The sequence below is a fragment of the Pantoea allii genome, from assembly GCF_002307475.1.
Taxonomy (GTDB): Bacteria; Pseudomonadota; Gammaproteobacteria; order Enterobacterales; family Enterobacteriaceae; genus Pantoea; species Pantoea allii.
Genome location: NZ_NTMH01000002.1, coordinates 1 through 14,719, shown reverse-complemented (window position 1 = coordinate 14,719; position 14,719 = coordinate 1). Strand labels below are relative to the sequence as shown.

At 54.8% G+C, this 14,719-nt stretch carries 13 protein-coding genes; 8 read left to right on the top strand and 5 right to left on the bottom strand.

What is annotated here, in order from left to right:
* Positions 1–37: 37 nt before the first annotated feature.
* Positions 38–940 (bottom strand): LysR family transcriptional regulator, encoded by a 903-nt coding sequence (locus CMR03_RS00475; RefSeq protein WP_096010461.1) that lies wholly within the window; start codon positions 938–940, stop codon positions 38–40.
* A 100-nt stretch (positions 941–1,040) separates the two neighbouring features.
* Here CMR03_RS00475 and CMR03_RS00470 point away from each other — a divergent pair, with 100 nt between their 5' ends.
* From CMR03_RS00470 to CMR03_RS00460, 3 genes are all read left to right on the top strand, one after another.
* Positions 1,041–1,466: a CidA/LrgA family protein gene (locus tag CMR03_RS00470; RefSeq protein ID WP_063878013.1), complete on the top strand. Its 426-nt coding sequence runs from the start codon at positions 1,041–1,043 to the stop codon at positions 1,464–1,466.
* Positions 1,459–2,154 (top strand): LrgB family protein, encoded by a 696-nt coding sequence (locus CMR03_RS00465; protein ID WP_063878014.1) that lies wholly within the window; start codon positions 1,459–1,461, stop codon positions 2,152–2,154. Before CMR03_RS00470 ends, CMR03_RS00465 begins: the two co-directional genes overlap by 8 nt.
* Before the next feature lie 185 nt (positions 2,155–2,339).
* Entirely contained in the window at positions 2,340–2,885 is a 546-nt protein-coding gene (locus tag CMR03_RS00460; protein WP_063878015.1) for a YfaZ family outer membrane protein, read from the top strand.
* 66 nt (positions 2,886–2,951) lie between these two features.
* Here the strand turns inward: CMR03_RS00460 and actP are convergent, their stop codons facing one another.
* The 3 genes from actP to acs form a co-directional block, all read right to left on the bottom strand.
* Entirely contained in the window at positions 2,952–4,607 is a 1,656-nt protein-coding gene (actP, locus tag CMR03_RS00455; protein WP_096010460.1) for a cation/acetate symporter ActP, read from the bottom strand.
* Positions 4,604–4,933: a DUF485 domain-containing protein gene (locus CMR03_RS00450; protein WP_063878016.1), complete on the bottom strand. Its 330-nt coding sequence runs from the start codon at positions 4,931–4,933 to the stop codon at positions 4,604–4,606. Before CMR03_RS00450 ends, actP begins: the two co-directional genes overlap by 4 nt.
* A gap of 129 nt (positions 4,934–5,062) precedes the next feature.
* On the bottom strand, positions 5,063–7,018 hold the full coding sequence (gene acs / locus CMR03_RS00445) for an acetate--CoA ligase (RefSeq protein WP_096010459.1): 1,956 nt from the start codon (positions 7,016–7,018) through the stop codon (positions 5,063–5,065).
* A gap of 584 nt (positions 7,019–7,602) precedes the next feature.
* Here acs and gltP point away from each other — a divergent pair.
* From gltP to CMR03_RS00425, 4 genes are all read left to right on the top strand, one after another.
* On the top strand, positions 7,603–8,904 hold the full coding sequence (gene gltP / locus CMR03_RS00440; protein ID WP_063878018.1) for a glutamate/aspartate:proton symporter GltP: 1,302 nt from the start codon (positions 7,603–7,605) through the stop codon (positions 8,902–8,904).
* A gap of 160 nt (positions 8,905–9,064) precedes the next feature.
* On the top strand, positions 9,065–9,976 hold the full coding sequence (gene murQ / locus CMR03_RS00435) for an N-acetylmuramic acid 6-phosphate etherase (RefSeq protein WP_096010458.1): 912 nt from the start codon (positions 9,065–9,067) through the stop codon (positions 9,974–9,976).
* Positions 9,976–11,409, top strand: a complete 1,434-nt coding sequence (gene murP / locus CMR03_RS00430; RefSeq protein WP_063878019.1) for a PTS N-acetylmuramic acid transporter subunit IIBC — start codon at positions 9,976–9,978, stop codon at positions 11,407–11,409. Before murQ ends, murP begins: the two co-directional genes overlap by 1 nt.
* Before the next feature lie 323 nt (positions 11,410–11,732).
* A complete protein-coding gene (locus CMR03_RS00425; protein ID WP_096010457.1) occupies positions 11,733–13,277 on the top strand; it encodes a methyl-accepting chemotaxis protein in 1,545 nt (514 codons plus the stop codon).
* Here the strand turns inward: CMR03_RS00425 and CMR03_RS00420 are convergent.
* Positions 13,274–14,239 carry an AraC family transcriptional regulator gene (locus CMR03_RS00420; protein WP_063878021.1) on the bottom strand — a complete coding sequence of 322 codons (966 nt, stop codon included), beginning with the start codon at positions 14,237–14,239 and terminating at the stop codon, positions 13,274–13,276. The two genes, CMR03_RS00425 and CMR03_RS00420, sit on opposite strands and share 4 nt — an antisense overlap.
* Positions 14,240–14,343: 104 nt before the next feature.
* Between CMR03_RS00420 and CMR03_RS00415 the strand changes: the two genes are divergently transcribed.
* Positions 14,344–14,719 (top strand): MFS transporter (locus CMR03_RS00415; RefSeq protein ID WP_141248544.1); only part of this gene is annotated, 376 nt, incomplete at its 3' end.

Here is a 14,719-nt window from a genome sequence, read left to right as displayed (position 1 = left end):
TAACCTGCGCTCTGCGATTATCGGGCGGTCTGGGGCGCTAGACGGAAAGACGCGGCGCATTATCAGGCCAGTGTTCCCGGCAACACGCTATCCAGGCCCGCGCGCTGCGTGACAGGTAGCTGCCTTCACGCCAGATCAGCCCCAGATGCCACTGCAGCTCGGACTCCAGCGGAAGCCACAATAACGACTGCTTATCTAACCGCTGGCAAATGGGCTCCGGCAGTATCGCCAGGCCCATCTCCGCCTGCACCATGGCCGCCAGAAAATCCCATTGCCCGCTGCGTACTGCAATCTCAGGCGTGATCCCCTGACGCTGAAACGCTTTCATCAACTGACGGTTCAGCGAAAACTCTTCATTAAAGATCAGCAAAGGATGGGAGGCCAAATCGCTCAGGCCAAGCTGCGTGCGCTGCAGCCAGGGTGCCTGACGTGGCAGTAGCACACACAGCGGATGCTGCATAAGCGATAAGGTTTCGAGGGGCAACTCGGCATCAACGGGGAGCGCCGTCAGGGCAATGTCCAGCGTGCCCGCCAGCACCGCTTCCTGAACCGTTAAGCCGCCAAACTCAGCAATACTGAGTTCCACACCCGGATAGCGACGGCGAAACGCCGAAACCGATCCGGCGATCTGCATGCCCACCATCGGGGGAATGCCCAGCCGCAGCTTGCCGGTTTTCAGCTGATTGATATCGCCTATCTCGGCCTCAAGCTGATGAAACTCTTGCAGAATAGCCAGCCCGCGCTGATAGACCGCTTGCCCGCTATCCGTCAGGTGCAGACGTCGCCCATCACGAATGAGCAGTGCGCAGTCCAGCTCCTCTTCCAGCTGGCGCACCATTTTGCTGATCGTTGGCTGTGTCACGAACAGCTTCTGTGCAGCACGGGTAAAACTTTGCTGACGTACCACTTCGGTAAAGTAACGCAACGCGCGAACGTCCATAACTATTCCTTTCTGGCATGATTTGAATAATTTTAATTCATTTTTTTCACAGTACCTCGTGATTCTATACTGAGCGCATTAACTTGATGGGAGAAAAACGATGGCACTGGCATTGCGCCGCCTGAACGTCGGCAGGCTGCAACGGCTCAGCTTACCTTTACAGCTGGTGCTGTTTATTTCGGTTTTTATCGCCAGCGAGCAACTGGTGAACTGGCTGCACCTGCCACTGCCTGCCAACATTGTCGGTATGCTGCTGATGTTGATGCTGATTGCGTTACGCATTTTACCGCTGCGCTGGGTGAAAGCCGGTGCAAGCTGGTTGCTGGCAGAGATGCTGCTGTTTTTTATCCCGGCGGTGGTGGCGGTGGTGAATTACGCTGACCTGCTGCAGATGGAAGGCTGGCGGATTTTGGTGGTGATTGCGGTCAGTACGCTACTGGTGCTGGCGGCGACAGCCCTGGTGGTCGATCGCCTGTACCGTTTTGAAGTCACGCGCGCGGCGCGTAAGCAGGGCAATAATGCATAATCTGCTCATCAGTCTGTTATGTGCCGCCGTCACGCTGGTGATTTATTACCTGAATAAACGGCTGTATCGTCGCTGGACAACGCTGTTACTGATGCCGCTGGTCATGACGCCGCTCATTCTGGTGACGCTGCTGTTGCTGACCCATATCAGCTGGCAAAACTATATTGCGGAAAGCCACTGGCTGCTGTGGTTACTCGGCCCCGCGACGTTAGCCTTTGCGGTGCCGGTCTACGAAAATCTGGACGTGATTAAACGCCACTGGTTATCGCTGAGTGCGGGCGTGTTAACTGCCACAACGGTGTCGATATGCAGTTCCGTATGGCTGGCGCGTTTACTGAATTTACCGGAAACCATTCAGCGCAGTCTCGCCGTGCGATCCATTACCACGCCTTTTGCGCTGGCGGCGGCGAAGCCTATGGGCGCGCAGCCCGATCTGGTGGCGCTGTTTGTGGTTGTGACCGGCGTATTTGGCATGGCGGTAGGGGATGTACTGTTTCTGCGCATCGCGATCAAACAGGGCGTGGCGAAAGGCGCTGGGCTGGGTGCCGCCTCGCACGGTGCCGGTACGGCACGCGCCTACCAGTTGGGGCCGCAGGAAGGCGTGGTTTCAAGCCTGGTGATGATGTTGTCTGGCGTCGTCACCGTCATACTGGCTCCGTTTATCGGGCACCTGATGTGGGCGCACTAAGGCAAGCCTGCGCCGGATACGGTTAACCCGGATAACGACTGTTCTCCGCGTAATTCACAGCGACTTGTCCTTTTTGGCACAAAATGACATCTCTTTTTACGTAAAGCTTTCCAAATTTAGTTGTCACCTCATTTCAGACTGCTACCCTTGATGCGGAATTATTTGACCCTTCATGGAGTAGAATCATGTTTAAGCAACTTGTCACTGGAAGCGCTCTGAGCTTCATTATGCTGAGCGGCGCCGCGCAGGCCATCGAAGGCAGCGTTGATGTTGGCGAGCACAGCACCAACCTTAATCTCGGTTTGGGCACGACGTCGCCGGGCCTGTTCCTGAACGGCAACTGGTTGCGTAGCGATCATGACGGCAGCACCTATGGTGCGGGTCTGGGTTACAACGTTGATGTCGGCGATCTGCGACTGGCGCCAACCGCAAAGGCGATTTTTACCCATCCTGAAGACGGGAAAGACGGATTTGCGGTGGCGCTGGGCGGTAGCGCACAGTACAGCTTCAACAGCATGTGGGGTCTGTACGGTCAGTATTATTATGCGCCGGAAGGCCTTACCGATCATCTCGACAGCTACCAGGAAGCGAGCGGTGGTGTGAGCTTCACGCCGATCTCTCTGCTGAACCTGCGCGTGGGTTATCAGTATATTGAGCTGAATAACAAAGGCGGTCGTAAAGATAACGTACTCGTTGATGGTCCGTACGTAGGCGCGTCACTGCGCTTCTGATGTCGGCTTGAGAAAAAGGGCAGTGACCTTACGGTCGCTGCCCTTTTTTATGCTCAGTTAACGCGGTTAGTGCGCTTTGCCTTTCTCAATACCGGCACCGGTCTGGGAGCGAATAAACTGCGCCCGGAAGCGTGATCGCTCTTCTGCACCCTGTTGCGAATGGTCAGTAACAGAAAACAGCCAGGTGCCCACAAAGGCGATAGTGATAGAGAACAGGGCCGGATACTCATAAGGATAAATGGGCGACGCATGTCCCAGCACCTGCACCCAGACGGTTGGGCCAAGAATCATCAGCACCACGGCGGTGATCAGCCCTAACCAGCCACCGACCATTGCGCCGCGCGTGGTCAGTTTTGACCAGTACATGGACAGCAGGATGATCGGGAAGTTACAGCTGGCCGCAATCGAGAATGCCAGCCCGACCATAAAGGCGATGTTCTGCTTTTCGAACAGAATGCCAAGGGCGATAGCCACAACCCCCAACACCAGCACAGTAATTTTTGAAACCCGCAGCTCGTCGCGCTCGCTGGCCTGCCCTTTACGGTAGACGCTGGCGTACAAATCATGAGAGACCGCCGAGGCACCCGCCAGCGTCAGACCGGCAACCACCGCCAGAATGGTGGCGAATGCCACTGCTGAAATAAAGCCCAGGAAGGTGCTGCCACCGACTGCATCCGCCAGGTGCACCGCCGCCATATTGGTACCGCCGATCAGTGCGCCGGAGGCATCTTTGAAGGCCGGATTAGCCCCTACCAGCAGAATGGCACCGAAACCGATAATAAAGGTCAGGAAGTAGAAGTAACCCATAAAACCGGTGGCCCAAAACACGCTTTTACGCGCCTCTTTGGCGTCGGCAACGGTAAAGAAGCGCATCAGGATATGCGGCAATCCCGCTGTACCGAACATCAGTCCCAGCCCCAGCGACAGAGCGGAAATCGGATCTTTCACCAACCCGCCAGGCTGCATAATGGCTGCGCCTTTCGGATGTACCGCCATCGCCTCGGTAAACAAGGTATTGAAGCTAAACCCGGCGCTTTTCATGACCATAATGGCCATAAACGTGGCACCAAACAGCAGCAGAACGGCTTTGATGATCTGTACCCAGGTGGTCGCCAGCATGCCGCCAAACAGCACGTACATCACCATCAGAATGCCCACCAGGATAACGGCAACGTGATAATTCAGGCCAAACAGGAGCTGGATCAGCTTACCTGCACCGACCATCTGCGCAATCAGGTACAGCGCGACGACGACCAGTGAGCCGCAAGCCGACAAGGTACGAATCGGTTTTTGCTTCAGGCGATAAGAGGCGACATCGGCAAAAGTATAGCGACCCAGATTACGCAAGCGCTCGGCAATCAGGAACAGAATCATCGGCCAGCCTACCAGGAAGCCCAGCGAATAGATTAAGCCGTCATAACCCGAGGTATACACCAGGGCCGAAATACCCAGAAAGGAGGCTGCGGACATGAAGTCACCCGCCATGGCCAGGCCATTCTGAAAGCCGGTGATGTTGCCGCCAGCGGTATAGTAATCGCTACGTGAGCGGGTTCGCTTCGACGCCCAGTACGTAATACTTAACGTGGCACCGACGAAAATCACAAACATGACGATCGCCTGATAATTGACGGGCTGTTTCTGCACCGCACCGGTGATGGCATCGGCAGCCAGAGCAGAAAAGGGCAGCAGCGCTGCCAGCATCCACAGCATAAGACGAATCATAGTTTCACCTCGCTGAGGATGGCTTTAGTCAGGCGATCAAACTCGCCATTTGCGCGCCAGACGTAAACGCCTGTGAGTAAAAAAGAGATGACGATCAACCCCACCCCGAGCGGGATGCCGCGCGTCACATTGGTACCGGCATACAGGGGTGTACCCAGCCAGCCAGGGGCAAAAGCAATAAGCAGAATAAAGCCGATATACAGCACCAGCATGATTATCGACAGCAGCAGGGCAAAGGACTGGCGCTTGTGTACCAATTCCTGAAAGCGAGGATTACTTTCAATTTGTTGGTAGATCCTTTCCTGTTCGGGCAGGGCATCATTCATCACATTATCTCCAGAAGCATGCAGGCGTGGACCTCACGCAAGCGCGTGAATTAGTTATATTTTTGTGACTACAGAAACACACTACGTAGGGAAGTGGTGGCGGAAAGCCTGATGCTTTCCGCCGGATGATTACGGCATGGTGATGGACTGTTTCTCTTCAAGCAATTTCTCGACGACGCCAGGATCGGCAAGCGTCGAGGTATCGCCTAAATTACTGGTATCGCCTGCGGCAATTTTGCGCAGGATACGGCGCATAATTTTGCCGGAGCGGGTTTTCGGCAGAGAGTCGGTCCAGTGCAACACATCGGGTGTGGCAATCGGGCCAATTTCCTTGCGTACCCAGTTACGTACCTCGGTATAAAGCTCAGGTGACGGCTCCTCGCCGTGATTCAGGGTGATATAGGCGTAAATGGCCTGGCCCTTGATGCTGTGCGGGAACCCGACGACAGCCGCTTCGGCGATTTTAGGATGGGAAACCAGCGCTGACTCGATTTCGGCTGTGCCCAGGCGGTGGCCTGACACATTCAGCACATCGTCCACGCGGCCGGTAATCCAGTAATAACCGTCCTCATCCCGTCGCGCACCGTCGCCGCTGAAGTAGGCATTTTTGAAGGTAGAGAAGTAAGTTTGTTCGAAACGATCGTGGTCACCGAACAGCGTGCGGGCCTGACCAGGCCAGGAGTCTGTTATCACCAGGTTACCTTCGCAGGCACCTTCCTGAGGATGGCCTTCGTTATCCACCAGCGCGGGCTGTACGCCGAAGAAAGGCGTGGTCGCGGAACCGGCTTTGAGCAGGGTCGCGCCGGGCAGCGGGGCGATCATAAAGCCCCCGGTTTCGGTCTGCCACCAGGTATCGACTATCGGACATTTGCCGTTGCCAATCTTCTTGTGGTACCACTCCCAGGCTTCCGGGTTAATCGGCTCTCCCACCGATCCCATAATACGCAGGCTGCTACGATCCGTTCCTTCAATCGCTCTATCGCCTTCTGCCATCAGCGCACGAATAGCCGTGGGGGCAGTATAGAGCAGGGTGACTTTATGCTTATCCACCACCTGCGCCATACGGGCCGGGGTTGGCCAGTTAGGCACGCCTTCAAACATCAGCGTCGTGGCCCCGCAGGCCAGTGGGCCATATAACAGGTAGCTGTGGCCGGTTACCCAGCCCACATCAGCCGTACACCAGTAAATGTCGTCCTGATGGTAGTCAAAAACAAATTTAAAGGTGGTGGCGGCGTAAACCAGATAGCCGCCGGTGGTGTGCAGCACGCCTTTAGGCTTGCCGGTTGAACCTGAGGTATACAGGATAAACAGCGGATCTTCTGCCTGCATCTCGGCTGCAGAATGGTTAGTGCTGGCGTTCTGCATCAGCTCATGCCAGTGCTGGTCGCGCCCTTCCACCCAACCGACATCTTTGCCGGTACGCTGAAAGACCACGACGTTTTTCACGCTGTTTACATTGGGATTTTTTAACGCATCATCCACGTTTTTCTTCAGTGGGATGGTACGGCCAGCACGCACGCCTTCATCGGCCGTCACAATTAATGCGGCACTGGAGTCGATAACACGACCGGCTACGGCTTCGGGTGAAAAGCCGCCAAAGATCACCGAATGTACGGCCCCAATTCGTGCGCAGGCCAGCATAGCGACTGCCGCTTCCGGCACCATGGGCATATAAATCGCAACGACGTCGCCTTTTTTAACGCCGAGCAGTTCCAGTACGTTGGCAAAGCGACAGACATCAGCATGAAGCTGACGAAAGGTAAGGGTTTTGCTTTCGTTGGCATCATCGCCTTCCCAGATGATGGCAGGATGATCGCCTCGGGTGGCCAGATGACGATCCAGACAGTTCGCTGCCAGATTGAGCGTGCCGTCCTCGTACCAACGAATAGAAATATTGCCTGGCGCAAAAGAGGTGTTTTTAACTTTGCTGTAAGGCTTTATCCAGTCAAGGATTTTACCTTGCTCTCCCCAGAACGTTTCTGGGTCGGTAACGGATTGTTGGTACATCGCCTGATACTGTTCGGCAGTAATCAGCGCGTTTGCTGCAATATTTTCTGGAACAGGATAGTTATGATTTTGGCTCATGGCGAATCTCCTTGAAGATGTTAATCATATGTCAATCAATGGTTAAGTGAAGCCCGACAGCCGGTTTTGTTTCTTTTTTGCGCCATAGATCACGCGTTAACCTTGCTGACATAAAAACGTCGTAAACAGAGGAAATAAACGCTAACTCCCTGCGGAGAATGGGGATTTAAGTTGCAACATTTTGTGTATGTTGCTGTTTAAAAAATCAGCAAACGAACCGCACACACATTGAGCATAGTCTGAATAGCTATGCGAAAACTTATCGAAGTATTACTTTTCATAACAGCAAGTTAGGGATTAACGTCTGCGCCAGCATTTTATGCTGACCAGATGGTGAAGTTTTAATCGAAGCCACCAAGGGTTGCATTTACTGCAGTGAAAATGGTACTTATCCGCCCCTGATAATCAGGTATCAACTCAGACCGCGTCTGAAAATGGGTATGGAAATCATCGCATTTAAATGCGGGACGCCGTCTAAAAACACCCTCTAATTTACCGGGCTTTTTGCTCACTTCCCTGTGTGTATTGTCTTCTGCACCTTCGCAGTAGAGAGAAACGGGTTTTGACTGAGGAAATTACGCGTTATGAAAGGTTTTAAAATCAGCCTTGCCTGGCAGATTCTGATCGCACTTGTACTTGGCATCATCGTCGGTGCCGTGTTGCATAATCAGCCAGAAGATCGTGAATGGTTAGTCAATAATATTCTCAGCCCGGCGGGCGATATCTTTATTCATCTGATAAAGATGATTGTCGTGCCCATCGTGATTTCATCCCTGATTGTCGGCATTGCAGGTGTCGGGGATGCGAAAAAGCTGGGCCGTATTGGTTTCAAAACGATTTTGTACTTTGAAGTGATTACCACCGTTGCCATTGTTGTCGGTATTACCCTGGCCAACGTGTTTCAGCCCGGCACCGGCATTGATATGTCTACGCTGGCAACGGTGGACATCTCTAAATATGAAGCCACGACCGCCCAGGTGCAGGAAGGCACCCACAGCCTGGTGGCAACCATCCTGTCGCTGATCCCGCAGAACATCTTTGCCTCGATGGCGAAAGGTGAAATGCTGCCGATTATCTTTTTCTCGGTACTGTTTGGCCTGGGCCTTTCCGCTCTGCCGTCAGAACAGCGTGATCCGCTGGTAAACCTGTTCCGTGGCGTGTCAGAAACCATGTTCAAGGTAACGCATATGATCATGCGCTACGCGCCAGTGGGCGTGTTTGCCTTGATTGCCGTCACCATTGCTAACTTTGGTTTCGCCTCACTCTGGCCGCTCGCTAAGCTGGTGCTGCTGGTGTATGTCGCGATCCTGTTCTTCGCCTTTGTGGTGCTGGGGGCGGTGGCGCGTTTCTGTAAGCTACGCATTACGACGCTGATGCGCATTTTAAAAGATGAGCTCATCCTGTCTTACTCGACCTCCAGTTCAGAAACCGTGCTGCCGCGCATCATGGAGAAGATGGAAGCCTATGGCGCGCCCAAAGCGATAACCAGCTTTGTGGTCCCGACCGGTTATTCATTTAACCTCGATGGATCAACGCTGTACCAGAGTATCGCCGCTATTTTTATTGCCCAGCTGTACGGCATTGATCTGTCGCTGACGGACGAAATTATTCTGGTCCTGACGCTGATGGTGACCTCTAAAGGCATCGCGGGTGTGCCCGGCGTATCCTTTGTGGTGCTGTTAGCCACCCTGGGCAGCGTCGGTATCCCGCTGGAAGGGCTGGCGTTTATTGCGGGCGTGGACCGCATTATGGATATGGCCCGTACCGCGCTGAACGTGGTCGGGAACGCGCTGGCCGTGCTGGTGATTGCCCGTTGGGAAAACCAGTTCGATGTAGAACAGGCCAGGGCGTACGAATTACAATTACGGACGCAAACCGCCAGTTAATCGCGGTTTATCATACAAAGGCTCAACGGTGGTTGGGCCTTTTTTTTGCCCCTGTTTTCATTCCCGCTAACGATGAAAGAAAAAAACGTCTGCAAAGGATGAATTATTCATTCGTTGTGTTAAAAATATTCAGAATAAATTATTCCTGTGGAGGACGATCGTGAAAATCGATCTCAGTCAGATGATCACTGAAGGGCGTAATCCAGCCAGCCAGCATATTGATGAAATGAGCACCGAGGCGATGCTGCGGGTGATCAACGATGAAGATAAAAAAGTCGCCCTGGCCGTGGAGGCCATTGTGCCGGCGATTGCGCGCGCGGTGGATGTTATCTGCGCCGCATTCCGCGCGGGTGGCCGTCTGATTTACTGTGGTGCCGGGACCTCCGGGCGGCTGGGAATTCTTGATGCAAGTGAATGCCCACCAACATTCGGAACCCCGCGCGAGCAGGTTATTGGTCTGATTGCCGGGGGACATCAGGCCATTCTACAGGCGGTGGAAAACGCGGAAGACAATGTGGAACAAGGCGCTCAGGATCTGAAAGATATCCAGTTCAGCCGCGACGATGTGCTGGTTGGCATCGCCGCCAGCGGACGCACGCCCTATGTGTTGGGCGCGCTGGACTATGCCCGGCAATGCGCTGCACCCACGGTGGCGCTGACCTGCAACCCCCACAGCAAAATGGCGCAGGTCGCCGATATCGCGCTGACGCCAGTGGTGGGGCCAGAAGTGGTCACGGGTTCATCACGCATGAAGGCCGGGACCGCACAGAAGCTGGTGCTGAATATGCTCACCACAGGGGCGATGATTCGCAGCGGCAAGGTTTACGGCAATTTGATGGTCGATGTTGAGGCCACCAATCAGAAGCTGGTACAGCGTCAGGTGAATATTGTTATGCAGGCCACCGACTGCGATGAAGCCAGCGCCCGCTCGGCGCTGTCGGCCTGTGGCGGGCACTGTAAAACCGCCATTCTGATGGTGCTGACAGGATTAACTGCCGACGAGGCGATCGCGCTGCTTGCTCAGCACAAAGGCTTTATCCGCCAGGCTTTACAGGATGCGGGAGCACGCTGATGGCAAAAATGACCGATGCACTTCTGCACGCTATCGTGCAGGCGGTTGGCGGGGCGGAAAATATCGCCGTATGCGGCAACTGCATGACCCGTTTACGACTGACGCTGAAACACAACCAGGCCGATATTGCCCGGCTGAAAAGCCTGCCTGGTGTGCTGGGCGTCATCGACAGCGATAATCAGTTACAGATAGTGCTCGGTCCCGGTAAAGCGCAGACGGCGGCAGAACGAATGCTGACAATACTGGCGCAGGCGCCGGGCGAGTCACCGGTTTTGCAGCAGGTCGCCGCGCAACAAAAACAGCACATAAAAGCCAGACAGACCAGCGCGCTGCAGCAGTTTCTGGCGCGCTTCGCCACCATTTTTACCCCGCTCATCCCAGGGTTTATTGCCGCAGGTTTGCTGCTGGGGTTTGCCACGCTGATTGAGCAAAGTCTTCACCTCAGCACGCCTGGCGATCATCCTGCCTGGTTAATTCAGGGCGTGGCCTATATGAAAGTGTTTGGCAAAGGGCTGTTCACCTTTCTCAGCATTCTGATTGGCTACAATGCGCAAAAAGCCTTTGGCGGCACGGGCGTAAACGGGGCCATCATCGCGTCACTGTTTATTCTGGGCTACGTGCCCGATGCAAAAGTCGGCTACTACAGCGGCATGGACAGCTTTTTTGGCGTGGCGATCGATCCGCGCGGCAATATTATCGGCGTCCTGCTGGCGGCCATGTTTGGCGGCTGGCTGGAAAGACAACTGCGCAAGGTCATCCCGGACAATCTGGATATGATTCTTACGTCGCTGTTGACCTTATTGATCACCGGCGCGCTGACATACTTGCTGATCATGCCGTTAGGCGGCGAGTTGTTTAAGGGCATGTCGTGGCTGTTTATCCATCTCAATAACAATCCGTTTGGTTGCGCACTGCTGGCCGGACTGTTTTTAATTGCCGTAATGTTTGGCATCCATCAGGGCTTTATTCCGGTCTATTTTGCCCTGATGGAAACCCAGGGCTTTAATTCACTGTTCCCGATTCTGGCCATGGCTGGTGCAGGTCAGGTCGGGGCCTCGCTGGCGCTCTGGTGCAAAGCAGAAAAAGGTGCACTGCTGCGTGCCCAGATCAAAGGTGCCATCGTACCGGGCTTACTCGGCGTTGGTGAACCGCTCATATATGGTGTGACGCTGCCGCGCCTTAAACCCTTTATCACGGCCTGCGGCGGTGGGGCCATCGGCGGATTTTTCATTGGCTCAGTGGCGTGGCTGGGATTACCGGTGGGCATGAATACGGTATTTGGCCCCTCTGGGTTGGTCACGCTGCCGTTGATGACCTCCCATCAGGGTATTTTTGCCGGCATGGCGGTTTATCTGGGAGGATTGATCGTCGCCTGGATAAGCGGCTTTTTACTGACGTGGTGGTTCGGTATGCGCAATATCGATCTGAGCTGAATTCATAAGCAGTAAATGATGAAAACCGCATTAGCACGCCTGAAAGTGAATGGATTCGGCGTGCCTTTTAGCGCAAAACCCCAGTAAACCTGCTGTGTGCTAACCAGTAGCGGCAAAGTAAGCTCAGCCGACGTGATGTATCCGATCCCCTAAAAACAGAGAAAGCCGCGATAAAGCGGCTTTTTTAATGCAACAAATTTACGTGTAGCACTAAAGAGTCATTACGCAAGTGCCGAAAACATAAAAAAAGGTAATCTTTACCTTTTAACATTCACTCATTAATGCTTCTGGTGCAAGTCTGACTGGTACTAACAAGGACGCCTATGCGTAACAACCAACCTGTTTCTCAGCGTGAATATGTCTATGACGATCATGCAACGCTGATGTCTACCACCGACCTCAACAGTTATATCACCTATGCCAATGACGCTTTTATTGAGGCCAGTGGATTTTCATCTGATGAGGTAAAAGGGCAGCCGCACAATATGGTGCGCCACCCGGATATGCCGCCAGAGGCGTTTGCAGACATGTGGGCAACCTTAAAACAGGGCGAGCCCTGGACGGCGCTGGTGAAAAACAGACGTAAAAACGGTGACCATTACTGGGTACGGGCGAATGCCATTCCGGTCGTGCGTGATGGCAACGTTCAGGGATATATGTCGGTGCGCACCAAGCCTTCAGCGCAGGAAGTGAAGCAGTGTGAAGCGCTTTATCGCGATTTCCGCGAAGGACGCGCGAAAGGCCGCCAGTTTCATAAAGGGCTGATTGTCCGCAGCGGCTGGCGTCGTCTGGGGTCGATATTGAAAACGCTGCCGCTGCGCTGGCGCATCCGTACCGCTTTACTGGCTGTATTGACGCTGTCCGTCGCCGGTGTGTGGGCAATGGGCGTCTCGCTGCTGGCGCTGAGCGGATTTACTGGTGGGATGGCCTGCCTGCTGTTGCTGGTCAGCCTGTGGCTTGAACAGCAGATTTCCCGTCCCATTGAGCGCATGTGTAAGCAGGCGCTGCGGGTGGCAACCGGTGCCAGTCACCAGGTTGAGCAGATGGATCGCATCGATGAAGTGGGCATGACGCTCCGAGCCATTGGACAGCTGGGTTTGATGTTTCGCTGGTTAGTGGATGATGTCAGCGGCCAGGCCATTAATGTGCTGAGTGCCAGTGATGCCATTGCCCGCAGTAATAACGAACTGAGCCGGCGTACCGAACAGGCGGCAGCCAACGTGCAGCAAACGGCCGCGACCATGAACGAAATGACCGCCACGGTGAAAAGCAATACGCAGACCGCCCAGGAAGTGAATTCGCTCTCGGTTAACACCAGCGAAGCTGCCATTAAAGGCGGCGACGTAATGAAAGAAATGATGGGGATGATGGCGGAAATTGCTGACAGCTCACAGCGCATTGCCAGTATTACCAGCGTGATCGACAGCATTGCCTTTCAGACCAATATTCTGGCACTGAACGCCGCAGTCGAAGCTGCCAGAGCGGGCGAGCAGGGTAAAGGATTCGCCGTCGTCGCCGGTGAGGTGCGCAGCCTGGCGCAGCGCAGTGCAAAAGCCGCCAGCGAGATCAAAGCGCTGGTTGAAACCAGTGCCAGCCGGGTCAGTTCAGGCAATGAGCATGCGGGCGCAGCAGGCCATACCATGCAGGACATTGTGCAGCAGGTACAGAATGTCACTTCCCTGATTGCGCAAATCAGTGCCGCGACCGCCGAACAGTCCACCGCGCTGAGTGAAGTGAGCACGGCGGTGGAAGATCTGGATGATATCACCCATCAAAATGCGGCCCGTGTACAGGAAAGCGCGGAAGCCTCGGGTCGCATGACTCACCAGGCTAACCGGCTGGTGGAAGCGATAAGCGTGTTTCGCTAAGAAACGGCTGCCTGCGTGCTCACATACTCGGCACGCAGCGCACCCGGCGACCGTCCGATAATCCGTTTGAACGCGCGGCTAAAAGCGGCCAGCGAACCGTACCCCAAATCGAAGGCTACTGTTTCCAGCGCTTCGCCATGATTGACGATGCGCTTGACGGCCAGTCGCATACGTAATTCGGTCAGGTAGCGCAGCGGCGTCATACCGGTGGCATGAAGAAAGCGTTCGGCAAACACCGAGCGTGAACTTCCGGCTTCGCGCGCCAGACGTTCTACCGTCCAGTTCTCGCCTGGCGAACGGTGCATGGCCGCAATGGCCTGACTCAGGCGCGGATCGCGCATCGCCTGCACCAGCCCGCTACTTTGCCCGCAGCCATTCTCCACCCAGCCACGCACCACCAGCGCAGCGACCACATCCGCCAGACGCGAAAGGATGCCCGCATGGCCCGCATGTCGGGTGCGGGACTCACGTTCCATCGCTTCCAGCATCGGGCGAATCTCCGGATATTGCGACAGCAGCGTACTGACCAGCATGACGTCCGGCATGGTGTTGATTAAAGGCTGCATACCGCCCAGTTCAAACGCCATGCTGGCGCTGAATAACAAGACGCTGTGGTCATCTTCACAGGCATCCGCGGGCGCGGTAATGGCGCAGATGCTGTCGCAGATCGGCTTGCTTGCCAGGGAGTCAATACACTGACAGTCCGCCTCCTCACTGGAAAGCAGGCTGTGCGGTTTACCGTGTGGGATGAGCAGGGCATCGCCACTGTTGAGCGTGAAGAGTGCGCCGGATGCACCTCGCACCAACAGCGTACCGCGGCCCACGAAATGAAACTGGGCACGTCCCGGCGAGGCGTTAAAGCGCAAGCCAAACGGGGCGCTGACGGCAATACGTTGGTAGTTAACGCCGTACAGGCGCATGCCCATCAGCAACTCACTGGTTAACTCATCGTAACGGCTCATGGCAGAATCCAGACGAATTATCAAAAATAACGGTGTAACCATCATAGATCGTCTTGCTCTTCCCCTCTATGCTCAGCACTACTTTTTTTATCCGGAGAAGCAACATGAGTCTGAACACCGACGTGGCTGATGAAGTTTCCTTATCCACGCGTCCTGCGTGGGGGGCAGTCTTTGCGATGGCGTTTGGCGTGTTTAGCCTGATCACCGCAGAGTTTTTACCGATCAGCCTGCTGACGCCGATAGCGCACAGCCTTAATGTCTCAGAAGGGCTGGCAGGGCAAACCGTTACCGTCACGGCCCTGATTGCACTCTTTACCAGCCTGACCGTAGGCAGCGTGGCAGGACGTATCGATCGCCGGGTGATGATGCTGGCATTCTCACTACTCCTCATCGTCTCGGCATTGATGGTGGCCTTTGCCGCCAATCTGACCGTCATTTTGCTGGCGCGCGTCCTGCTTGGCGTGGCAATCGGCGGTTTTT